This window comes from Streptomyces griseoviridis (assembly GCF_005222485.1).
GTDB lineage: Bacteria > Actinomycetota > Actinomycetes > Streptomycetales > Streptomycetaceae > Streptomyces > Streptomyces hintoniae.
In genome coordinates, this window is record NZ_CP029078.1 from 6,438,235 (window position 1) to 6,460,563 (window position 22,329).

Genomic DNA, 22,329 nt, shown 5'->3' on the forward strand with positions numbered 1-22,329 from the left:
GCGAAACCAGCGAGAACCAGCACAATTGTCGCGATCGTTATGATCGTCGAGCGATCAGCTCTCATGGTTGTATCAAGATATCCCGGTGATCAGACGACCCAGCCGCACCCTGCTGACCCTCGCGACCCCGCTCGCCCTCACCGCCTCCCTCGCCGGCTGCGGCACCTCGGGCGACGACGCGGCCCCGAAGGGCGGCGGACGCTCGTTCACCGTGGCCGCGGCCGGCGACATCCTGCTGCACCCGCAACTCATCGAGCAGGCCCGCGAGGACGCCAAGCAGACCGGCAAGGGCACGGCGGGGCTGGACTTCGGCCCCCTCATGGCGGGCATCGAGCCGGTCATCTCCAAGGCGGACCTGGCGATCTGCCACCTGGAGCCGGTGTTGGCCGGGCCCACAGGACCCTTCGAGGGCTTCCCCGACTTCGCGGTGCCGCCACAGATCGCCACCACCATCAAGGACATCGGCTACGACACCTGCTCCACGGCCTCCAACCACACCCTCGACCACGGCGTCCAGGGCGTGCGGCGCACCCTGGACGCGCTGGACGCGGCCGGGGTGAAACACACCGGATCGGCCCGCTCCGAGAAGGAGTCGCGCACCCCGCTCGTCCTGGACGTCAAGGGCGTGAAGGTCGCGCAGCTGTCGTACGCCTTCGGCTTCAACGCCCATGAACTGCCCGCCGACAAGCAGTGGCTGGCCAACCTCACCGACTTCGACCGGATCAAGGCGGCCGAGAAGGCGGCGCGGGCGGCCGGCGCCGACGTCGTGATCCTCTCGATCCACTGGGGGCGCGAGCACATCCCCAACCCGGCCACCTCGCAGCTCAAGCTGGCCCGCAGGATCGCCCGTGAGACCGGCATCAACCTGGTCATCGGCCACCACGCGCACGTCGTCCAGCCGATGGAGAAGGTCGACGGCACCTGGATCGCCTACGGGCTCGGCAACCAGGTCGCCCGGCACGACGTGCCCACCGGGCTCACCGAGGAGGGCGTGATCGGCTGGTTCACGTTCACCGAGAGCGGCGACGGCTGGGACGTCCGCCCGCGCTACGAGCCGACGCTCCTCGAGGTCCCGCCGGACACCGAGAACACCGGGGACGGCGGCACCACGACGGCCGGTCCCGACGACTCCGCCGACTACCGGCTCATCGACGTGGCCACCACCCTGCGCGACGGCCACCCGAACGCGCAGCTGCGGGCCCGGCTGCGGCTGGCCTTCGAGCGCACCCAGGGCACCATGCTCAACCGCGGTGCGGCGGGCGACGGGCTGAAGCCCCTGACGGCACTGCCCCGCTAGACCGGTCGCCGGGGCGCCCCCGGTCACGTCGGGAACGCCGGGGACGCCCGCACCGGCCCCGCGGAATGGCCCGCGGAATGGCCCGCAGAGCGGCCTGCGGGAGGGCCTGCGGAACCGCCTGCGGGACGGTCCGCGGGCACCGGACTCGGCGATCCTGCGTCCCTCTGCGTCCCTCTGCTTCCCTCTGCGTTCTTCCGTTATCACCACTTTCGTGATGCCCCGTCCGAAAGTGGTGATCGCTTTTGCCCTCAACTGACCGTTTGAAACTATGAAGTTGCCTAGATCACATTCACTTCACAGCAACTCTTTATCAGCCTCATATGTCTCACGTTTCCGGAACCACCCGTGTCTCCGACGTAACTCGGGGCGCATCCGTCAGGCCCGACGTACCACCATTTGCATCCCGTGCGGGGAGGCCACCCCGCACGTGCCAGAGAGGACCGTTCCTTGGCGTCTCCGCCCCCGGCACGGCAGCACCGAGCCCGCCGCCGCGCCGACATGTCGCTGCTCGGTGGGATACGCCCGCCGATCGCGGTCCTGTCGGTGCTGCTGCTGTCGCTCGCCGGAGTCACCGCCCTCTTCCTCGGGCGGGTCGACCAGAGCGTCGTCCCCAAGGCGGTCCAGGTCTCCGAGCAGCACTTCGCCGAGGACGGCGCCATCGCGCTGCGCGCCTCCGTCGACGAGTCCGCCACCGACCTGGCCCGCTCCACCGTGCTGTTCAACGCGGGCAGCCCGGTCTCCGCGGACACCGTGCTGGACAAGCTGAGCAACACGTACCAGAAGTGGATGGGCACGGCGGTCGTCGAGATCCGCTCGGGCAAGCTCCTGGCCGCACGGGGAGAAACGGTTCCGCTTCCGTCCCTCGACCGGTCCGCTCTCGCGGGCGAGGGCGGCCTCGACCCGAAGATGGTCCGCCTCAACAACGGCGAGGTACGGCTGCTGACCTTCTCGCTGCTGTCCTGGCCCGACACCCCGCAACAGCTCCTCGTCGCCTCCAGCGCCCTGAAGTTCCCCGGCATCAGCCTCGGCAAGTTCCGCTCCATCGCGGTCGTCGACCGGGCCGGCCGCATCCTCAGCAGCGACGGCCTGCCCGTCGTCGAACAGGCCTCGACCGACCTCCAGCGCCAGGAGGCCAAGGTCTCCCGCAAGCAGCTGACGGAGTTCGCCGAACGCGCCGGACGCAAGGCCGCACACGACGCCCGCACCACCAAGGAACCCGGCTCGGGCGGCTACCGGGGCGCCAGCGGCAGCCTGCTCGGCGGCCGCTTCCTCAGCGACCGCTCCGTCGGCGGCTACGCCACCCTCACCGGCCCCGCGCCCGGCGAGTCGAGCACCGCGTCGAGCCTCGGCCTCACCGTCGTCTCCATGGCGAAGGTCGCCGAGGACCCCACCCGCGTCATCTCGCCGCTGTTCGGGCTCATCGCCGCGGGCGCGCTGCTCGGCATCGGCGGCCTCGCCATCGCCGTCCTCATCGGCACCGTCCAGCGCCCCCTGATCCGGCTGTTCCTGGAGTCACGGCGGCTCTCGCGCGGTGACGTCGCCCGGCCCGTCGACGTCCCCGGGTACGGCGAGACCCGCCGGATCGGGGCCGCGCTCGAGCGGCTCCGCCGCCAACTGCACGGCGAGCCCGCCGACGCCACGGGCCCCGACGCCACGCCGCGCGGTCTGCGCAGGACCGGCAGCCGGGCCCTGCTGTGCGTCTGCGCCGCGCTGCTGCTGGTCTGGTCGGTGCCGCTGGTGCTCTTCCTGAACCGCGCCGACAGCACCGCCGTCGTCCCCCAGCAGCTCGTCGACGACCAGCGCGAACGCACCGACACCCTCAGCGACCGGGTGCGCCGCGCCCTCAACGAGGGTGACGCCGACCTTCTCTCGGTGGCCGGTCTGATCGGCGACCGCACCGAGGCCGACGCCATGACCAAGGTGCTGGAACGCACCATGACCGAACACCTGCGCTACCAGTCGCTGTACGTCGTCGACTCCTCCGGCCAGGTCGTCGCCCGCGCCGGGGCCAAGCCGCGCCAGGCACAGGCCAAGCCCGCCACCGCCGACCCGCTGCGCCTGACGGGCCAGGGCGGCAAGGAGCCCGTCGTCGTCGCCACCGCCGAGATCCCCGGCCGGGGTGGCTCCGCGCTGGTCGGCGAGTTCCGCATCGAGTTCCTCAACTCGCTGCTGCGCCGCCCGGGACTCGGCGTGGTGCGCCTCGTCGACAAGGACTCCAAGGTCATCGCGGGCAACACCGGCTTCCGCGCCTTCCAGTCGCTGCCCGACGAACGGCTCGGGGACCTGGTCGCGGCCACCGGCCTGAAGATCGGCAAGTCGGCCCACGCGGGCGGTGTCCTCTACCGCGACGACCACGTCAGGATCGCCGCCGCCGCGCCCTTCTCCGGCGGCGGCCCCGCCAAGGCGCTCGGCTGGACGGTGGTCAGCTGGCAGTCGGCCGACCGGCTCGCGATCCCCGAGTACGACCTCCAGAACCGCACGGTGCTGGCCGGACTGCTCGGCGCCGCCGCTGCCGCCGCCTGCCTCGGCTGGATGTTCATCGTGGTGGTCCGCCCGCTGCGGCACCTCGCCGCGCAGGCCGAGGCGCTGGCCGACGGCGACCGCAAGACGGTGCTCTTCCCGCGCCACCACGACGAGGTCGGCGCGGTCACCCGCTCCCTCGAACTCGTCCGCCAGCAGCTCCAGGACCAGCGCCGCAAGCAGCCGCGCGGCGCGCGGCCTCCACAGGACCCCCGTCACCCGCAGGACCAGCAGTACGTAAGGAACTGATCCCCCTTGTTCTTCCTCTACACCGTTCTGCTGGTGTGCTGCGCGATCCTGCTCGTCGCAGGCGTCGTGGAACAACGACGGCACTTCACCAACCTGAACAACATCCCGACCCGGGTGCTCGTCAACGGCATCCGCGGCAAGTCGTCCATCACCCGGCTGTGCGCGGGCGCGCTGCGCGGCGGCGACCTGGTGACGGTTGCCAAGACCACCGGCACCGCGGCCCGGTTCATCCACCCCGACGCCACCGAGGAGCCCGTCTACCGCAAGTTCGGCATCGCCAATGTCGTCGAGCAGATCGGCATCGTCCGCCGGGCCGCCGCCTACAACCCGGACGCCCTGGTCATCGAGTGCATGGCGGTCATGCCGGCCCTCCAGGAGATCAACCAGTCCAAGCTGATCCGCTCCACCATCGGCGTGCTCTGCAACGTCCGTGAGGACCACCTCGCCGAGATGGGCCCGACCCTCGACGACGTCGCCCGCTCGCTCAGCCGGTCCATGCCCGAGGGCGGCATCTGCGTCACCGCCGAGAAGGAGCGGTTCGCGATCCTCCAGGAGGAGGCCGACTCGCGGGACTGCAAGCTCGTCTACGCCGACCCGGAGACCGTCAGCGACGAGGAGCTGCGCGGCTTCAGCTGGTTCACCTTCAAGGAGAACGTGGCCATCGCGCTGACCGTCGCCGAACTCGTCGGCGTCGACCGCGAGACCGCCCTCCAGGGCATGTACGACGCCCCGCCGGACCCGGGTGTCCTCTCCGTGGAGCGCTATCTGACCCCCGGCGACAAGCGGCTGCGCTTCGCCAACGTCTTCGCGGCCAACGACCCCGAGTCGACGCTGATGAACATCAACCAGCTGCTCGACCTCGGCGCCATCCACCGTCCGCTGAACGTCGTCATCAACTGCCGTCCCGACCGCGTCGAGCGCAACGGCCAGATGGGCGAGATCATCCCGGAGCTGGATCCGGAACACGTCTTCGTCATCGGCCACCCGGCCAAGTCCGCCATCGACGCGATCCCCGCCGAGTTCCGCTCGCGCGCCGTCGACCTCGGCGGCGACCGGCGCGACCCCGAGGAGTTCATGGCCCGGCTGCTCGACATGCTCGGCCCGGACTCCTCGCTGGTCGCGATCGGCAACATCCACGGCCAGGGCGAGATCCTCCTCGAACACCTCGCCGAACTCCCGACCGACGAGACGATCGACGAGCCGACCGACGAGCCACCCGTGGGCGGGGCTTCCGGCGGGGCATCCCGTCGGGCCTCTGACCGAGGTTCTTCCGATGCTGGACTGCCTGCCGGCGGGGCGCCCGCTGGCGGGGTGTCCGCCGGTGGTGCGGCCGCTGGCGGGGTGCCAGCCGGTGGCGTGCCCGACGGTCGTCGGGCGGCTGGTGAGCTGGTGTCCGGTGAGCGGGCGTCCGGTGTGCGGGCGTCCGGTCCGTCGTCGTCCGCCGTTCCCGCCCGCGCGGCGGAGAGCCGGCAGCGGATGCCGGAGCACGCGGAGACGATGCGGCTCTACGCGCCGCGCATCGACCCCTACCAGCGCTACTCGGAGGCGTACGAGGCGCGGTACGGCGGTCAGCAGGGGCAGGGGCAGGGGCAGAACCCGGCGTCTCAGCAGGCGCAGGAGGCGCAGGCGCCGCAGGAAGCGCAGGAGTCGCAGCACTCAGGCCACTCTCAGCAGCCGCAGCAACACCAGCACCATCAGCAGCCACAGCAACACCAGCGCCAGAACCATCAGCAGGCACAGCAGCCCTACCAGACCAACCAGGCACAGCAGCATCAGGAGCCCTGGCAGCCGCAGGAGCAGCATCCGCATCCCGGGCCCCAGCAGCACGGTGGCCCTGAGCACGGGACCGGGTCCCGGTCGGGCTCGGCCGGCTGGCCCGAGGCGGTACCGCCGGTCCGGCGGGCGCCGTCCGCCGAGCGGGGCGGCACGCCCACCGCCCCGCCGGGTCCCCGTGGACTGTTCGAGCCGAGGGTGCCGCCGGTGCACCCCGTCTCCCCGGTGACGCCAGTAACCCCCGCCACTCCCGTGTCACCCGCGTCATCCGCACTCCCGGCACCCGCCGGTCCTTCCGTCACCCCCGTCACCCCCGCCGACGACCCCGAGCAGTGGCACAGCCCAGGAGAGCCCCGTTGATCCCCTCCGTCCTGACCCCCGAGATCGCCGCGATCGGCATCGGCCTGGGTCTGATGTTCTCGCTGATGTGCTACCTGACGACGAACCTGTCGCCCGGTGGCATGATCACGCCGGGCTGGCTCGCCCTCACCCTCATCGAGGACCTCCAGCGCGCCGCGATCGTGCTCGGGGTGACCGTGCTGACGTACGTCACCACCCTGGTCCTCCAGAAGTTCGTGATCCTCTACGGCAAGCGGCTGTTCGCGACGGTCGTGCTCACCGGTGTGCTCATCCAGGGCGCGGTGATCATCGTGCTCCAGGTGGAGTTCCCGCTCCTCTACGCCAACCAGACCCTCGGCTTCATCGTGCCCGGCCTGATCGGCTACCAGCTGGTCCGCCAGCCCAAGGGCGCGACGCTGCTGTCCACGGGATCGGTGACGCTCGCGACGTACGTCGTGCTGACCGCCGGCATCCTCCTCGGCGCCCTCCCGACCGCCTGAGCCCCGACCTACCGCACACCTCCTGGAGTTCCCCACCATGCCGAAGCGGAAAAGCCGCCCCGTCCTGCACGCGGCGACGGTCATGGCGCTGCTCGCGGGCAGCGCCTACTTCACCTACGAACTGCGCAAGGACGAGCAGGCGAAGGTGCCGGCGGTGCAGTCCGTCACCGACGGTCTCCAGAACTCCGGCGGCGGCGCCACCGGCAAGGAGTCCTGGGAGCGGCTGAACAACCCGGCGCGCTCGGTGCTCAGGGACGGCAAGGGCGCGGTGATCGCCACCTTCACCGACGGCGCCCGCAGCGCCACCCTCAAGGGCCCCTCCCGCACCTTCGCCGAGCCCGTCAACACCTCCTCGCGGGTGGTCACCGACGACTGGGTGCGGCTGATGCCCGAGCCGTGGATCAAGGGCGCCGAGAAGGAGCAGTGGTTCAAGGACTGGTTCAAGGAGGCGTCGGGCAGCGAGGAGGACGACATCTTCGCGTTCGCCTTCCAGTACGTCGAGGGAGCGCCGATCAAGAAGGACTCCGAGGGCATCCCGTACGCCGGTGACGCCGTGTTCGGTCCGTTCAAGGAGGACGGCGTCGACCGCCTCGAACAGAACGACTTCTACGACTACCTCGGCATCTCCTACACCTTCCGCAGCGGCACCACCCTCGTCCCGCGCAAGGAGCGCTACCGGGCGCTCGACTGCTCCGGCTACATGCGCATGGTGTGGGGCTACCGGGCCCGCTTCCCGCTGATGGCCGACAACGCCTCGGGCGACGGCCTGCCCCGCTCCGCCGACGGCATGGCCCGCTCGAAGACGGGCGTCGACATCATCAAGCTCCAGGGCCCGTCGCCCTGGTACACGCGGCCGAAGAACATCGACGTCCTCCAGCCAGGGGACCTGCTGTTCTTCAAGATGGACCACCGCACCGCCAACCACCTCGACCACGTGGCGCTCTACCTGGGCCTCGACACCGAGGGGCACCGGGTGTTCATCTCCAGCCGCAAGGAGCAGAACGGCCCGACGATGGGCGACGCCGGCGGCGTCTCCCGCATCGACGGCAACGGCTTCTACGCGGGTCTGTTCCGCAGCGCCAAGCGCCTCTGAGGCCGACCGGCGGGGGCGGGCCGGCCCGCGCCGCCGCCCCCACCGCCCCGCCCACCCGCACAGGACCGGCCGCGCGACCCGGTGCCGCGCGGTGAGCGCCTACCCTTGAGCCATGACCATCAGCAGCGACCGGAGCCCGGCAGTGGACACCTCAGCGCCCAAGACCTACGAAGTCCGTACCTACGGGTGCCAGATGAACGTCCACGACTCCGAGCGATTGTCCGGGCTGCTGGAGGGCGCGGGCTACGTGCGCGCGCCCGAGGGGTCCGACGGCGACGCGGACGTCGTCGTCTTCAACACCTGCGCGGTCCGTGAGAACGCCGACAACCGGCTCTACGGCAACCTCGGCCGGCTCGCGCCGCGCAAGGTGAGCAGGCCCGGCATGCAGATCGCGGTCGGCGGCTGCCTCGCCCAGAAGGACCGCGACACCATCGTGAAGAAGGCGCCCTGGGTGGACGTCGTCTTCGGCACGCACAACATCGGCAAGCTGCCGGTCCTGCTGGAGCGCGCCAGGGTCCAGGAAGAGGCGCAGGTCGAGATCGCCGAGTCCCTCGAGGCGTTCCCCTCCACGCTGCCGACCCGGCGCGAGAGCGCCTACGCGGCGTGGGTGTCGATCTCCGTCGGCTGCAACAACACCTGCACCTTCTGCATCGTGCCCGCGCTGCGCGGCAAGGAGAAGGACCGCAGGACCGGCGACATCCTCGCCGAGGTCGAGGCGCTGGTCGCGGAGGGCGTCAGCGAGGTCACCCTGCTCGGGCAGAACGTCAACGCCTACGGCTCCGACATCGGCGACCGCGAGGCGTTCAGCAAGCTGCTGCGGGCCTGCGGCTCGATCGACGGCCTGGAGCGCGTCCGCTTCACCTCACCGCACCCCCGCGACTTCACCGACGACGTCATCGCTGCCATGGCCGAGACGCCCAACGTGATGCCGCAGCTCCACATGCCGCTCCAGTCGGGTTCCGACCCGGTCCTCAAGGCGATGCGCCGCTCCTACCGGCAGGAGCGCTACCTCGGGATCATCGAGAAGGTCCGCGCCGCCATCCCGCACGCCGCGATCACCACGGACATCATCGTGGGCTTCCCCGGCGAGACGGAGGAGGACTTCGAGCAGACCCTGCACGTCGTCCGCGAGGCCAGGTTCGCGCAGGCGTTCACCTTCCAGTACTCCAAGCGGCCCGGCACCCCGGCGGCCACCATGGACGGGCAGATCCCCAAGGAGGTCGTCCAGGCCCGCTACGAGCGGCTGGTCGCGCTCCAGGAGGAGATCTCCTGGGAGGAGAACAAGAAGCAGGTCGGCCGCACCCTCGACCTGATGGTCGCCGAGGGCGAGGGCCGCAAGGACGGCGCCACCCACCGCCTCTCCGGACGCGCCCCCGACAACCGGCTGGTCCACTTCACCAAGCCCGACGAGCCGGTGCGCCCCGGTGACGTCGTCACCGTCGAGATCAGCTATGCGGCCCCGCACCACCTCCTCGCCGAGGGCGCCGCCCTCGCCGTCCGCCGCACCCGCGCGGGCGACGCCTGGGAGAGGCGCAACGCCGCCGAGGCCGCGAAGCCGGCCGGCGTCATGCTGGGCCTCCCGAAGATCGGCGCCCCGGCCCCGCTGCCGGTCGCGACGGGCAGCGGCTGCGGCTGCGACTGACCCACCGGACGACGGCGCGACAGGCGGGCCGCCGGGACAGGCGGGGCCAACTCACCTGACCCGGCTGACTCGCCCTACCCGCCCGACCGGGCTGACCCGCCCGACCGACGCGGCGGCCTGACGCCCTGACGGCGGTCCGAAGGGCCCACCGGACGGGGCGTTCCGGCGGTCCGGGTTACGCTGCCGATCATGCTTGTCGCCGCCGCCGTCTGCCCCTGTCCGCCGCTTCTCGTCCCCGAGGTCGCCGCGGGCGCCGCCCCCGAGCTCGACGCGGCCCGCGCCGCCTGCGCGGACGCCCTCGGGGTGCTCGCCGCCGCCCGGCCCGATCTGCTGGTGGTCGTCGGCCCCGCGGGAGCTGACACCCGCGGCCGCCACCCCCAGGGCACGCCGGGTTCCTTCCGGGGCTTCGGCGTCGACCTCGACGTCACCCTCGGGACCGTCGAGAACGTCGTCCCGAACGGCGCGAGTGCCGAGGACGGCGGGACCGGGAGGACCGGAGGGACCGGGGTGACCGGCGCGAACGGCGATGACCGGGCCCTGACGTCCGGGCCCGGCCGGGCTCTCCCGCCGTCCCTGGCCGTGGCCGGCTGGCTGCTGGCGCGGGTCGGGTGGGCCGCCGCCCCGGTCGACGGGCTCGGGGTCGAGGAGACGACGGAAACCGAGCGGTGCCTTCAGGCAGGGCGGGACATCGCCGGCCGAGCCCGGCGGGTCGCGCTGCTGGTGATGGGCGACGCCAGCGCGTGCCGCACGCTCAAGGCGCCCGGCTATCTCGACGACCGGGCCGCGCCCTTCGACGCGGCCGTGGCGCGGGCGCTGCGGGACGCCGACCTGGCCGCCCTGCGCGCCCTCGACGCCCCGCTCGCCCGCGAGCTGAAGGCCGCGGGCCGCGCCCCCTGGCAGGTCCTCGCGGGCGCGGCCGAGGGCGCGGACCTCACCGGCGGTCTCCTCTACGAGGACGCGCCCTACGGCGTGGGCTACCTGGTCGCGAGCTGGTCCTGACCTCCGCGTCCTCGCCCGCACGCCCGTACGCCCGCCCGCACGCCCGCGCGCACGAGAACGGCGGACGGCCCGGAGCTGCTGTGCTCCCGGGGCGTCCGCCGTTCTCGTACGGGGTGTCAACGGCCGTTACGGCGTCGGAGGTGCTCCGCCGGGCCGAGTGGGATCGCTGGGACCAGTCGGGCCCGTCGGGCCGGCAGAACCAGCCGGACCAGCCGGACCAGACGGATCAACCGGTCCAGTGGAACCGGTCGGGCCCGTCGGTCGGGTCGGGTCGGTCGGGCCCGTGGTGCCGTCCTTGTGCGCGAGTCGGTCAACGGCGCCCTTGGCCTTGCCCGTTCCCGACTCGATCTTGTCGCTGTACTTGCCCTTGGTCTTCTCGTCGACCGCCTTGGCGGCCTTGTCCAGACCCTGAGCGATCTTGTCCCCGTGCTGCTGCGCGAGGTCCGAGACCTTGTCCTTGGCCGGGTTGAGCTTGGCTTTCCAGTTGTCCAGAAGACCCATGGTTCACCTTCCCTGTCACCTGCGGGCGCCCTCGTCGGCTTCACTGTCGGTCGCCTGTCCGACGGACTGCTGTTTAGGGATGCCGATACCCTCACCGGCCCCCTCCACACCGCCTTCGGCCGCCGCCGTGACCTCGGCGTCCGCTCCGGCCCCGGTCTCCACCGGCGCCGGCTCGACGGCCGTCGCCGCGTCCGCCGCGCCGGCTTCCGCGTCCGCGGCCCCGGCCTCGGCCGCGGTGCTCGGTGCCTCGGCGGTCGTCGTCTCCTCCGCAGCCGCCTCCTCGGTAGCCTTCGACCTCCGGATAAGCCGTGCGAAAACGCCCATATCAACTCCTTACGGTACTCGCGCGGGTGGGATCCCGCGTCGTCCGGTGCGTCCGAACGCGTCCCCCGGCCCGCCGTCCGTCGGGACCGGACGGCGAGAACCACAACGGGCAACGACACCGCTCCGACGCCGTCACGTAGCTCGTTCGAGGAGCACCCTCCGGGTTTGCGAGACTGGTCCCGTGAGCAGCGCATCTTCCGCCCCCCGAGTCATCGCCGTCGTCGGTCCCACGGCGGCCGGAAAGTCCGATCTGGGCGTCTTCCTCGCCCACCGGCTCGGCGGCGAGGTCGTCAACGCCGACTCGATGCAGCTGTACCGGGGGATGGACATCGGCACCGCCAAGCTGACGCCCGACGAACGCGGAGGCGTCCCGCACCACCTCCTCGACATCTGGGACGTCACCGTCACCGCGTCCGTCGCCGAGTACCAGCGGCTCGCCCGGGAGCGGATCGACGCGCTGCTCGCCGAGGGGCGCTGGCCGATCCTGGTCGGCGGCTCGGGCCTCTACGTCCGGGGCGCCGTCGACAACCTGGAGTTCCCCGGCACCGACCCCGAGGTCAGGGCCCGTCTGGAGGACGAGCTGACGCTGCGCGGCTCGGGCGCCCTGCACGCCCGCCTCGCCGCCGCCGACCCCGGCGCGGCCCACGCGATCCTGCCCAGCAACGGGCGCCGGATCGTGCGCGCGCTGGAGGTCATCGAGATCACCGGACGCCCCTTCACGGCCAACCTCCCGGGCCACGACTCGGTCTACGACACCGTCCAGATCGGCGTCGACGTGGCCCGGCCCGAGCTCGACGAGCGGATCGCCCGCCGGGTGGACCGGATGTGGGACGCGGGACTCGTCGAGGAAGTGCGCGCACTGGAGGCGCGCGGGCTGCGCGAGGGGCGCACGGCGTCCCGCGCGCTCGGCTACCAGCAGGTGCTCGCCGCGCTGGCCGGCGAGTGCACCCTCGACGACGCGAGGACCGAGACCGTACGGGCCACCAAACGCTTCGCGCGCCGTCAGGATTCGTGGTTCAGGCGGGACCCGCGGGTGCACTGGCTCAGTGGGGCCGCGGCGGATCGCACGGAACTTCCGCACCTCGCACTGGCGTTGCTCGAACGACCGGTCACAGCCTGATCACGTCATGGCATCGGGACGCCCCGGCCGTCATCGCGGACTTCGGGGCCGTGCCATCATCGAGCTTCGATCGACCTAGTCCTAGTTGGGAGGGCGCGTGGCGATGGAGGCCGGCCCTCGCGACACCGCACAAGGAACCGAGCCCTTCACCGCCGACAGCGGTGGGCCGGATCTCGACCCGGAGCAGGACGCCGACCGGCTGAGCCCGGACGGTCCCGACGACACCGAGGGCGGGGTCACCGCCGACGGACCCGAGCCCGAGGAGATGTTCGCGGGCGGCCCCGAGGTCGAGGTGGAGCTCCGCCCGCAGCGCAGGCTGCGGCTGTGGCATCTCGCCCCCATCGTGGCCCTGGCCGCGGTCGGCTCGCTGATGTTCGCCTTCCCGCTCGCCTTCGACTTCGGCGACAGCGGCGCCGTGATCGCGATGCTGGGGCTGCTGATCTGCTCCTGCGCCGCGGGCTGGGGCATGATGGCCGCCCGCCGCGTCGGCCACACCTGGCCCGGCCTGCCCGCGCGCGCGTCCGGGCGTCGCCCCGACTGGCGGGTCGTCCTCGCGTACGCCGTCGTCGTGGGCGCGGTGGTCGTCCTCGCGGTGTGGCGCGTGGCCCGCCTGCGCTAGCCGCGCGCTCCGCCCCGCGCTCCCGGCGGCGGTGACTGTCGGTGCCTGGCCGTACGATCGAGGAATGAGCACGCGGATCGCCTTCCTCAAGGGGCACGGCACGGAGAACGACTTCGTGATCGTCCCCGACCCGGAGAACACCCTCGACCTGCCCCCGGCCGCCGTCGCCGCGCTGTGCGACCGCCGCGCGGGCATCGGCGGGGACGGCCTGCTGCACGTGGTGCGCTCCGCCGCGCACCCCGAGGCCCGGGGCATGGCGGCCGAGGCCGAGTGGTTCATGGACTACCGCAACGGCGACGGCTCCGTCGCCGAGATGTGCGGCAACGGCGTCCGCGTCTTCGCGCGCTACCTCCAGCGCGCCGGGCACGCGGTCGAGGGCGACCTCGCGGTGGCCACGCGCGGCGGCGTGAAGACGGTCCACCTCGCCAAGAACGGCGATGTCACGGTCGGCATGGGCCGCGCGCTGCTCCCCGAGGGCGAGGTCACCGTGCGGGTGGGCGAGCGCTCCTGGCCCGCCACCCACGTGAACATGGGCAACCCGCACGCGGTCGCGTTCGTCGACGACCTCGCGCACGCCGGCGACCTGCACACCGCGCCGCCGGTCGCCCCGGCCACCGCCTACCCGGACGGCGTCAACGTCGAGTTCGTGGTCGACCGCGGCCCCGGGCACGTCGCGATGCGCGTCCACGAGCGCGGCTCGGGCGAGACCCGCTCCTGCGGCACCGGCGCCTGCGCCGTCGCCGTGGCCGCCGCCCGCCGGGACGCGGCCGACCCCGCCGTCACCGGGACCCCGGCGACCTACACGGTCGACGTGCCCGGCGGAACGCTCGTGATCACCGAGCGGTCCGACGGCGAGATCGAGATGACCGGCCCCGCGGTGATCGTCGGCGAGGGCGAGATCGACCTGGCTTGGCTGGAAAACGCCACCCGCTGACCGGGTCGGTGGCTTGACATCGCAGGCATACTGGATCGTATGGCACTGAGTGCCAGTCTGCTGGTCGGTCGCGGGGCAGGAAAGCACGGCGGGCCGTCCAGCACCTGGCGCGAAACTGTAAACCTGTGAACGTTCGCTCGAATGGGTGATCCGTTTCACGCTGGGCGAGAGGCGGTCAGTCGCACGTGATGGGCTCGGTAGCATCAAGCACCGGCCCGGACGGGGGACCGATACCAGCCCCCGAGCCGTGTCCGCCCTGGGGCACCCCGTCCGCCGGTCCACGCAGCCGGAGGTGCCCATGAGTGCGGAGGCGACGAACCCCGCGACCCCAGGTCCGGTGACCGCGTCCGCCGCGCGCTGGCGGGCCCGGATCGACCTGCGCCGCCTCGGCCGGGCGGCCCTGCTCGGCCCGGCGGCCCGAGACCGCCTGCCCGACGCCATCGGCCATCTCGCCGACGCCCACCGCGCCCACCACCCCGACGCCGACCTCGAACCCCTGCGCCGCGCCTACGTCCTGGCCGAGTCCTCGCACCGCGGCCAGATGCGCAAGAGCGGCGAGCCGTACATCACGCACCCCCTCGCGGTGACTCTCATCCTCGCCGAACTCGGCGCCGAGACCACCACGTTGACGGCCTCCCTGCTCCACGACACCGTCGAGGACACGGACGTGACGCTCGACCAGGTCGGCGACCAGTTCGGCGCCGAGGTGCGCTACCTCGTCGACGGCGTCACCAAACTGGAGAAGGTCGACTACGGCGCCGCCGCCGAACCCGAGACCTTCCGCAAGATGCTCGTCGCCACCGGCAGCGACGTCCGCGTGATGTCGATCAAACTCGCCGACCGGCTGCACAACATGCGCACCCTCGGCGTCATGCGCCCCGAGAAGCAGGAGCGCATCGCCAAGATCACCCGGGACTTCCTCATCCCGCTCGCCGAACGCCTCGGCGTCCAGGCCCTCAAGACCGAGCTGGAGGACCTCGTCTTCGCGATCCTCCACCCCGAGGAGTACCAGCGCACCCGGGAACTGATCGTCGAGAACGCCTCCCGCGCCGACGACCCGCTCGCCGAGACCACCGACGAGATCCGCGCCGTCCTCCGGGACGCCGGCATCCCCGCCGAAGTCCTCATCAGGCCACGGCACTTCGTCTCCGTCCACCGCGTCTCCCGCAAACGCGGCCGGCTGCGCGGCGCCGACTTCGGCCGCCTCCTCATCCTCGTCAACGAGGACGCGGACTGCTACGGCGTCCTCGGCGAACTGCACACCTGTATGACGCCCGTCGTCTCGGAGTTCAAGGACTTCATCGCCGTACCGAAGTTCAACCTCTACCAGTCGCTGCACACCGCCGTTGCCCGCGGGGACGGCCAGGTCACCGAAGTCCTCATCCGCACCCACCAGATGCACAAGGTCGCCGAGGCCGGCGTCGTCGCGCTCGGCAACCCGTACGCGCCCGCGCCCGACGACCCCGCCGACGGCGAACGCGTCGACCCCACCAAGCCCGGCTGGCTCTCCCGCCTCCTCGACTGGCAGGAGGCCGCGCCGGACACCGACACCTTCTGGTCCACCCTCCGCGAGGACCTCGCGCAGGACCGCGAGATCACCGTCTTCCGCCCCGACGGCGGCACCCTCGGCCTCCCCGAGGGCGCCACCTGCGTCGACGCCGCCTACGCCCAGTACGGCGAGGACGCCCACGCCTGCATCGGCGCCCGCGTCAACGGCCGCCTGGCGACACTCAGCACGGTCCTCGACGACGGCGACGCCGTCCAGCTCCTGATGGGCCAGGACGCGGCGTCCGAGCCCTCCCGCGAGTGGCTGGAGCACGCCCACACCCCGGCCGCCCGCATCGCCATCCAGCGCTGGCTCACCACCCACCCCGGCCAGGACACCGCCGAGCGCGAGGAGAAGCCCGAGGTCCGGCTGCGCCCCGCCGCCGACGCCCCCGACCCCTACACCCCGTTCCCTCCCGCCCTGCCCCGCCCCACCAGCGACAACGTCATCGTCGACCAGCCCGGCGCGACCGTACGCCTGGCCGGCTGCTGCACCCCGGTACCGCCCGACGACGTCACCGGGTTCACCGTGCGCGGCGGCGTGGTCACCGTCCACCGGGTCGGCTGCGCCGCCGTCGCCCGGATGAAGGGCGGGGGGCGCGCGGAGGTCGGCGTCCGCTGGGGGGACGCCACCGAGTGCCGGGTCACGCTCGTCGCCGAATCGTTCGTCCGCCCGCACCTGCTCGCCGACCTCACCGAGGCCATGGCCGCCGAGGGCGCCGAGATCTCCTCCGCGACCGTCGAACCCCCCAGCCAGCAGCGGGTCAGGCACACCTACACCGTCCAACTCCCGGACGCCGCCCACCTCCCGACCCTGATGCGCGCGATGCGCAACGTCCCCGGCGTCTACGACGTGAGCCGCGCACAGACCCAGCCGTAGCGGCCCTCGCGGGGCAGGGACACGCGGACGGGTTCCTGACGCCGGGACGATCACCCCGCGCAGCTACGGCGCATCCCTCGGGTCGACGCGGTGGCCGGGCCGACCCGTTCGGGTGGTACGGGTGCGCGTCGGCCGCGCGCGGGGGGCGCGCGCTGGTAGCGGTGGTCCATGCCGCTCAGCCCTCGCACCCAGACGCCCCGCGCCGCACACCCGCCCCGCCGCGCCCGCCCGCTCCGCCGCCGTACCGCCGCCGCCCTGCTGGCCTCCGCCGTCTCCGTCGCGCTGCTCGCCGCGACCGCGCCGCCCACCGCGCTCGGCCTCGGCGACCGCCTCTTCCCGACCCTCGGCAACCCCGGCTACGACGTGACGGCGTACCACCTCGACTTCACCTACTCGGGCGACAACCGCAAGCCGCTGGCCGCCGTCACCACCATCGACGCCTGGACCACCACCGACCTCGACCGGATCAACCTCGACTTCGCGCACGGCACGGTCGAGTCGGTCGAGGTCGACGGCGAACCGGCCGCCTTCACCGGCGTGGGCGAGGACCTCGTCGTCACCCCCGAGGAGCCGCTGACCGCGGGCAGCTGGACCCGGATCACCGTGCGGCACACCAGCGACCCGGTCAGCGCCGACCACCAGGACGGCGGCTGGGTGCGCACCGCGGACGGCCTCGCCATGGCCAACCAGGCCGACGCCGCCCACCTCGTCTTCCCCTGCAACGACCACCCGTCGGACAAGGCGAGGTTCACCATCAGGGTCACCGCCCCCGACGACTACACCGTCGTGGCCAACGGCCTGCCCACCGGCCGCCACCGGAACGCCGGGACCACCACCTGGACGTACCGCACCAAGCACCCCATGGCCACCGAGCTGGCCCAGGTGTCCATCGGCCGCTCCAGCGTGCTCCACCGCGAGGGCCCCGGCGGACTCCCGGTCAGGGACGTCGTCCCCGCCAAGGACCGCGACGTCCTCGAACCCTGGCTCGCCAAGACGCCCGACCAGATCGCCTGGATGGAGAGCAAGGTCGGCCCGTACCCCTTCGAGACCTACGGACTCCTCATGGCGCAGGCGTCCACCGGCTTCGAACTGGAGACACAGACCCTCTCCCTCTTCGAGAAGGACCTCTTCACCGAGCCCGGCTACCCGAAGTGGTACGTCGAGTCGGTCATGGTGCACGAGCTGTCCCACCAGTGGTTCGGCGACAGCGTCAGCCCCCGCAGCTGGTCCGACGTGTGGCTCAACGAGGGACACGCCACCTGGTACGAGACCCTGTACGCGCAGGAGAAGGCCGACCGCCCGATGGAGACCCGGATGAAGGCCGCGTACGGCGCCTCCGACACCTGGCGGGCCGCCGGGGGACCACCGGCCAGGCCCAAGGCGCCCGCGCCGGGACAGAAGATCAGCATCTTCCGCCCGAGCGTCTACGACGGCGCCTCCCTCGTCCTCTACGCGCTGCGCCAGGAGATCGGCCACCGCGCCTTCGACCGGCTGGAACGCGCCTGGGTCGAGCGGCACCGCGACTCCACCGCGACCACCGCCGACTTCGTCCGCCTCGCCTCGGACATCGCCGGCCGCGACCTCGGCGGCTTCTTCGACGCGTGGCTGTACGGCGCGAAGACCCCGCCGATGCCGGGCCACCCGGACTGGAAGTCGACGGCGCCCGGGAAGCCGGCGGGGACGGGGACGCGGGAGGGGACCGGGAAGTCGGCGGCGACCGGGAAGTCGGTGGGGACGGGCAAGTCGGCCGTGTCCGGGTCGGCTGGGTCAGGGAAGCAGGCGGGCGTCGGGACGCGGGTGATGCCGGGGACGCACGGGGTGTCCGGGCCGCGCGGGGCGCGCGGGGCGACCGGGAAGTCGCCCGTGACCGTCGGCGGGGCCGGTTGAGCCGGGCACGGACCGGGAAATAAGGCGGTGACGAGACGGGGCGTACCGTGCGACCATCGTCGCGTCGGCAAGGCACCGCACGGTAAGGGCCGCCGGGGGAATCTCCCGGGCCGCTCGTGCGTTGTGACAGTGACGGCCCGCCGCCGTCACGGACACCGCGTCCACCTCTCCATCCCCATCGACGTAAGGACCCAATGACCTCCTCTTCATCCCCTTCCCAGGACTCGCAGCGCTTCGCGCACACCTACGCCGAAGGTCTTCGGGCCGATGCCCTGATGGAAGAGGACGTCGCCTGGAGCCACGAGATCGACGGAGACCGGGACGGCGACCAGTTCGACCGCTCCGAGCGCGCGGCCCTGCGCCGCGTGGCGGGCCTGTCCACCGAGCTGGAAGACGTCACCGAGGTCGAGTACCGCCAGCTTCGGCTCGAACGGGTCGTCCTCGTCGGCGTCTGGACCACGGGCACCGTGCACGAGGCCGACAACTCGCTCGCCGAGCTGGCCGCCCTCGCCGAGACGGCGGGCGCGCTCGTCCTCGACGGCGTGATCCAGCGCCGCGACAAGCCCGACGCGGCCACCTACATCGGCTCGGGCAAGGCGAACGAACTGCGGGACATCGTCCTGGAGACCGGCGCCGACACCGTCATCTGCGACGGCGAGCTGAGCCCCGGCCAGCTCATCCACCTCGAGGACGTCGTCAAGGTCAAGGTCATCGACCGTACGGCCCTGATCCTCGACATCTTCGCCCAGCACGCCAAGTCCCGAGAGGGCAAGGCGCAGGTCGCGCTCGCGCAGATGCAGTACATGCTGCCGAGGCTGCGCGGCTGGGGCCAGTCGCTGTCCCGGCAGATGGGCGGCGGCAAGGGCGGCGGCCTCGCCACCCGTGGCCCCGGTGAGACGAAGATCGAGACGGACCGGCGCCGCATCCGCGAGAAGATGGCGAAGATGCGCCGGGAGATCGCGGAGATGAAGACCGGCCGCGAGATCAAGCGCCAAGAGCGCAAGCGCCACCGGGTGCCGTCCGTCGCCATCGCGGGCTACACCAACGCGGGCAAGTCGTCCCTGCTCAACCGCCTCACGGGCGCCGGTGTCCTGGTCGAGAACTCGCTGTTCGCGACCCTGGACCCGACCGTCCGCCGGGCCCAGACGCCCAGCGGCCGCCTGTACACGCTGGCGGACACCGTCGGCTTCGTCCGGCACCTGCCCCACCACCTGGTCGAGGCGTTCCGCTCCACCATGGAGGAGGTCGGCGAGTCCGATCTGATCCTGCACGTGGTGGACGGCTCGCACCCGGCTCCGGAGGAGCAGCTCGCCGCCGTGCGCGAGGTCATCAGGGACGTCGGCGCCACCGGCGTACCCGAGATCGTCGTGATCAACAAGGCGGACGCGGCGGATCCGGTGACGCTCCAGCGGCTGATGCGCGTCGAGACCCGGTCGATCGCCGTCTCGGCCCGCACCGGCCAGGGCATCGAGGAACTGCTCGCGCTCATCGACAACGAGCTGCCGAGGCCGTCCGTCGAGATCGAGGCGCTGGTGCCGTACACGCACGGCAAGCTGGTCGCCCGCACCCACGACGAGGGCGAGGTGATCTCCGAGGAGCACACCCCGGAGGGCACCCTGCTCAAGGCGCGGGTGCACGAGGAACTGGCGGCGGAACTGGCACCGTACACGCCGGCGCCACTGGCCTGACCTGGAGCGGCACGCTCTGGGACGTGCCCGCTCCGGGAAGGTGCCGCACGCTCCGAGGTGAAGTCGCGTGCTCCACGCTGGAGTTGCGCCGAGCGCCCGGCTGGATTCGTTCCGGCCGGGCGCTCGGCGTAGCTTCACCGTCCGGCGAACTTCTTGCTCACCGAGTCGTAGACGCCCTTGGCCACGTCACCGAGGCGCGGTCCGGCCAGCCAGCCCGAAGTCACCGGTCCGATCGAGGTGTTGGAGACCAGTGCGGGCTTGCCGTCCGACCCCGTCGCCACCCAGCCGCCACCGGAGGAACCGCCGGTCATGGTGCAGCCGATGCGGTACATCGTCGGATCCGAGGTGGCCATCGACAGCCGCCCCGGCCGGTCCTGGCACTGGTACAGCTTCTGCCCGTCGAACGGCTTCGCCGCCGGATAGCCGGTCGCGGTGATGCTCGAAACCTTCGGCACGGCGGGCGCGTTGAAGTCCACCGGCAGGGCCGCGCCGACCGTCTCCTCGAGCGACTTGCCGTCACCGCCCTTCTCCGGCGTCACATGGATGACGGCGAAGTCGTAGGAGGCGCCGTCGCCACCGGTCTCGCCGCCCTGCGCGATCCACTGCCGGGAGGTCTGCGCGCCGTCACCCCACCAGACGCCGAACGGAGCGACCTGCTCCCGGGTGGCGTTCTCCAACTGGCCCTCCGTACGCCCCGCGTCGTTGTACGACGGCACGAAGGCGACGTTGCGGTACCAGCCGCCCTTCTTGCCGGCGTGCACACAGTGCCCCGCCGTCCAGACCAGGTTGGACTTGCCCGGGTGCGCCGGGTCCGCCACCACCGTCGCCGAGCAGACCATCGTGCCCTCGGGGGAGTCGAAGAACACCTTGCCCGCGGTGGCCGCGTTGGCGTGGTAGCTCGGCGCGACGGCCCGTGCGACCACCGGAGCGGGCGCCGGGTCGGTCACCCCCTGGTCGCCGGATATGTCGTTGGTGTCGACGCCCTTGTTCCGGCCGTCGGCGTCACGCATCCGATCCGGGTTCCACAGGCCCTTGATGATCGGGTTGACGAACTCGTCCGCCTCGCGCAGCCAGTCCTCGCGGTCCCAGTTCTTCCAGGCGCCGTTCTTCCACTTGTCTATGTCGATCCCGTGCTCTTTGAGCTTGTCCCGCAGGTCGTCCGGGATCCTTATCTTGCCGTCGCTCCCGGTACCGGCGGCGCTCGCGGAGGCGGACGCCCGGCCGTCCGCGGTGGTGTCACCCGAGTCGCACGCGGTGACGGTCAACGCCAGCACCGAGGCGAGCGCGACGACGGCCAGAGACGGCCTGGTGGATCGCATGCTGTGAGTCCCCCTGAGATGTTCTGTTCCAAGGCTGTTCCGGGACCCCGCGCCGAGACACGGTGTCCTGTCGAACGGCATCACAGACTATGCGCTCGCTGTGGGGGCGTTCCCACGGAACGGCAACGGTTCAGCTACGGCCCACCTTCCCCTGTCCCGTCCGAACGTACGTCAACAACCTCCCTTGTCAGGCAGGCGAGTTGGCCTGGGCGCCGGGCAACGGCCGGACGGTGAGGAGCTGTTCGGCACGGCCGACCGGACCGTTCACATCGTGCAGCACCGTGCTGGTCAGCCCCTGCCCGGACGGGCCCCAGGTGACGGTCGTGTCCAACCCCGTCCAGGGCCCGGTCGGCCGGCGGTGCAGGTGGACGGTCAGGTCGACGTTCGGGAACATCCACGCGGTCGGCGACTGCCTGACGGCGATGCCGTTCGCCGTGTCGACCAGCGCCAGGTACGACGCGAGCGGGCCCGCCTGCTCCCCGGCGACCAGGTCGAGCGGCGTCGAGATCCAGGTCGTCGCTCGGCCCGGCGTGGGCGGCGCGACCGGCCGGACGTCGATGGAGGCGATGTAACCACCGGGCCACAGCTCGGACATGCGCCACGGGGTGAGCGCGTCGGGTGGCGTGAGACGCGGGCTGGCGCCGCCCGCGACGGCCCCGGTGTCCCACTCGGCCAGCAGCCAGGCTCGGGCCCTGACCACCGGCCGCCCGCCGATCCGCACGACGGCCTCCACCAGCGCGATGGTCCGCCCCGGCCGGATGGTCTCCACCTCGATCTCGCACTCGTCGAGCGCGAGCCGCCCGAGGATGTCGTAACTGATCCGGGAGACCACGAGCCCCTGCCCGCTCGCCGCCGCGTGCTCCTCCAGAACATGCGCCACAAGGCCGCCCAGGGGACTGAAGTGCTGCTCGTCGGGATCCCAGGCCCCGCCCGCGTGCGGAGTCGGCTTGTACCGCAGCTCATCGATGCGTTCGAAGTAGCTGCCGGGGACGGTGAGTCCGGTACTGGCTTGGGGGGAGGCGTGCACGTTCGGTTCTCCTCGGGCGTGGGCGTTCGATTGACCAACAGGAACCAGGGTGCCAACCCCGACTCGGCGCCGG

General features: G+C 72.1%; 16 protein-coding genes and 1 pseudogene. 13 read left to right on the forward strand and 4 right to left on the reverse strand.

All coding sequences use genetic code 11. The features are described 5' to 3' along the window. Positions 1-85: 85 nt before the first annotated feature. The 7 genes and pseudogenes from DDJ31_RS27935 (at position 86) to DDJ31_RS27965 (ending at position 10,412) form a co-directional block, all read left to right on the forward strand. Positions 86-1,297, forward strand: coding sequence for a CapA family protein (locus DDJ31_RS27935; RefSeq protein ID WP_240678059.1), 1,212 nt, complete (start codon positions 86-88; stop codon positions 1,295-1,297). Positions 1,298-1,795: 498 nt separating this feature from the next. Beyond that, positions 1,796-4,066 carry a HAMP domain-containing protein gene (locus tag DDJ31_RS27940; RefSeq protein WP_127182576.1) on the forward strand — a complete coding sequence of 757 codons (2,271 nt, stop codon included), beginning with the start codon at positions 1,796-1,798 and terminating at the stop codon, positions 4,064-4,066. A gap of 6 nt (positions 4,067-4,072) precedes the next feature. Next, positions 4,073-5,290: pseudogene (gene pgsB / locus DDJ31_RS40095) on the forward strand (poly-gamma-glutamate synthase PgsB); the annotation flags it as partial. A 905-nt stretch (positions 5,291-6,195) separates the two neighbouring features. Then, positions 6,196-6,678 carry a poly-gamma-glutamate biosynthesis protein PgsC/CapC gene (locus DDJ31_RS27950; RefSeq protein ID WP_127177622.1) on the forward strand — a complete coding sequence of 161 codons (483 nt, stop codon included), beginning with the start codon at positions 6,196-6,198 and terminating at the stop codon, positions 6,676-6,678. 37 nt (positions 6,679-6,715) lie between these two features. Continuing rightward, positions 6,716-7,771: an NlpC/P60 family protein gene (locus DDJ31_RS27955; RefSeq protein WP_127177621.1), complete on the forward strand. Its 1,056-nt coding sequence runs from the start codon at positions 6,716-6,718 to the stop codon at positions 7,769-7,771. A gap of 112 nt (positions 7,772-7,883) precedes the next feature. After that, positions 7,884-9,413, forward strand: a complete 1,530-nt coding sequence (gene miaB / locus DDJ31_RS27960) for a tRNA (N6-isopentenyl adenosine(37)-C2)-methylthiotransferase MiaB (protein WP_127177620.1) — start codon at positions 7,884-7,886, stop codon at positions 9,411-9,413. 189 nt (positions 9,414-9,602) lie between these two features. Continuing rightward, positions 9,603-10,412: a class III extradiol dioxygenase subunit B-like domain-containing protein gene (locus DDJ31_RS27965; RefSeq protein ID WP_127177619.1), complete on the forward strand. Its 810-nt coding sequence runs from the start codon at positions 9,603-9,605 to the stop codon at positions 10,410-10,412. 126 nt (positions 10,413-10,538) lie between these two features. On the opposite strand, the gene DDJ31_RS27970 is transcribed toward DDJ31_RS27965, so the two are convergent. Together DDJ31_RS27970 and DDJ31_RS27975 are read right to left on the reverse strand one after the other, a co-directional pair. After that, positions 10,539-10,913: an antitoxin gene (locus DDJ31_RS27970; RefSeq protein ID WP_127177618.1), complete on the reverse strand. Its 375-nt coding sequence runs from the start codon at positions 10,911-10,913 to the stop codon at positions 10,539-10,541. 15 nt (positions 10,914-10,928) lie between these two features. Next, positions 10,929-11,237 carry a hypothetical protein gene (locus DDJ31_RS27975; protein WP_127177617.1) on the reverse strand — a complete coding sequence of 103 codons (309 nt, stop codon included), beginning with the start codon at positions 11,235-11,237 and terminating at the stop codon, positions 10,929-10,931. Positions 11,238-11,418: 181 nt separating this feature from the next. Here DDJ31_RS27975 and miaA point away from each other — a divergent pair, with 181 nt between their 5' ends. The 6 genes from miaA to hflX all read left to right on the forward strand — a co-directional run bounded on the left by miaA (position 11,419) and on the right by hflX (position 19,910). Then, entirely contained in the window at positions 11,419-12,357 is a 939-nt protein-coding gene (miaA, locus tag DDJ31_RS27980) for a tRNA (adenosine(37)-N6)-dimethylallyltransferase MiaA (protein ID WP_127177616.1), read from the forward strand. Between the two features lie 103 nt (positions 12,358-12,460). Then, positions 12,461-12,976 carry a hypothetical protein gene (locus DDJ31_RS27985; RefSeq protein ID WP_127182575.1) on the forward strand — a complete coding sequence of 172 codons (516 nt, stop codon included), beginning with the start codon at positions 12,461-12,463 and terminating at the stop codon, positions 12,974-12,976. A gap of 64 nt (positions 12,977-13,040) precedes the next feature. Next, entirely contained in the window at positions 13,041-13,910 is an 870-nt protein-coding gene (dapF, locus tag DDJ31_RS27990) for a diaminopimelate epimerase (RefSeq protein ID WP_127177615.1), read from the forward strand. Between the two features lie 298 nt (positions 13,911-14,208). Next, on the forward strand, positions 14,209-16,335 hold the full coding sequence (locus DDJ31_RS27995; RefSeq protein WP_127177614.1) for a RelA/SpoT family protein: 2,127 nt from the start codon (positions 14,209-14,211) through the stop codon (positions 16,333-16,335). Positions 16,336-16,503: 168 nt separating this feature from the next. Continuing rightward, positions 16,504-18,222 (forward strand): M1 family metallopeptidase, encoded by a 1,719-nt coding sequence (locus DDJ31_RS28000; protein ID WP_127177613.1) that lies wholly within the window; start codon positions 16,504-16,506, stop codon positions 18,220-18,222. A 194-nt stretch (positions 18,223-18,416) separates the two neighbouring features. Then, positions 18,417-19,910 carry a GTPase HflX gene (gene hflX, locus DDJ31_RS28005; protein WP_127177612.1) on the forward strand — a complete coding sequence of 498 codons (1,494 nt, stop codon included), beginning with the start codon at positions 18,417-18,419 and terminating at the stop codon, positions 19,908-19,910. 134 nt (positions 19,911-20,044) lie between these two features. Here hflX and DDJ31_RS28010 read toward each other — a convergent pair whose 3' ends face one another. Both DDJ31_RS28010 and DDJ31_RS28015 read right to left on the reverse strand, forming a co-directional pair. Further along, on the reverse strand, positions 20,045-21,229 hold the full coding sequence (locus DDJ31_RS28010; protein ID WP_127177611.1) for a trypsin-like serine peptidase: 1,185 nt from the start codon (positions 21,227-21,229) through the stop codon (positions 20,045-20,047). Between the two features lie 187 nt (positions 21,230-21,416). After that, positions 21,417-22,256: a thioesterase family protein gene (locus tag DDJ31_RS28015; RefSeq protein WP_240678057.1), complete on the reverse strand. Its 840-nt coding sequence runs from the start codon at positions 22,254-22,256 to the stop codon at positions 21,417-21,419. Positions 22,257-22,329: the final 73 nt, after the last annotated feature.

What these genes read in the sequence shown, in the direction of transcription:
- miaB (WP_127177620.1), top strand. Translation starts at nt 7,884, where the DNA reads ATGACCATCAGCAGCGACCGGAGCCCGGCAGTGGACACCTCAGCGCCC.
- DDJ31_RS28000 (WP_127177613.1), top strand. Translation starts at nt 16,504, where the DNA reads ATGCCGCTCAGCCCTCGCACCCAGACGCCCCGCGCCGCACACCCGCCC.
- dapF (WP_127177615.1), top strand. Translation starts at nt 13,041, where the DNA reads ATGAGCACGCGGATCGCCTTCCTCAAGGGGCACGGCACGGAGAACGAC.
- DDJ31_RS27975 (WP_127177617.1), bottom strand. Translation starts at nt 11,237, where the DNA reads ATGGGCGTTTTCGCACGGCTTATCCGGAGGTCGAAGGCTACCGAGGAG.
- DDJ31_RS27970 (WP_127177618.1), bottom strand. Translation starts at nt 10,913, where the DNA reads ATGGGTCTTCTGGACAACTGGAAAGCCAAGCTCAACCCGGCCAAGGAC.
- DDJ31_RS27985 (WP_127182575.1), top strand. Translation starts at nt 12,461, where the DNA reads ATGGAGGCCGGCCCTCGCGACACCGCACAAGGAACCGAGCCCTTCACC.
- DDJ31_RS28010 (WP_127177611.1), bottom strand. Translation starts at nt 21,229, where the DNA reads ATGCGATCCACCAGGCCGTCTCTGGCCGTCGTCGCGCTCGCCTCGGTG.
- DDJ31_RS27995 (WP_127177614.1), top strand. Translation starts at nt 14,209, where the DNA reads ATGAGTGCGGAGGCGACGAACCCCGCGACCCCAGGTCCGGTGACCGCG.
- DDJ31_RS27955 (WP_127177621.1), top strand. Translation starts at nt 6,716, where the DNA reads ATGCCGAAGCGGAAAAGCCGCCCCGTCCTGCACGCGGCGACGGTCATG.
- hflX (WP_127177612.1), top strand. Translation starts at nt 18,417, where the DNA reads ATGACCTCCTCTTCATCCCCTTCCCAGGACTCGCAGCGCTTCGCGCAC.
- DDJ31_RS27965 (WP_127177619.1), top strand. Translation starts at nt 9,603, where the DNA reads ATGCTTGTCGCCGCCGCCGTCTGCCCCTGTCCGCCGCTTCTCGTCCCC.
- DDJ31_RS27940 (WP_127182576.1), top strand. Translation starts at nt 1,796, where the DNA reads ATGTCGCTGCTCGGTGGGATACGCCCGCCGATCGCGGTCCTGTCGGTG.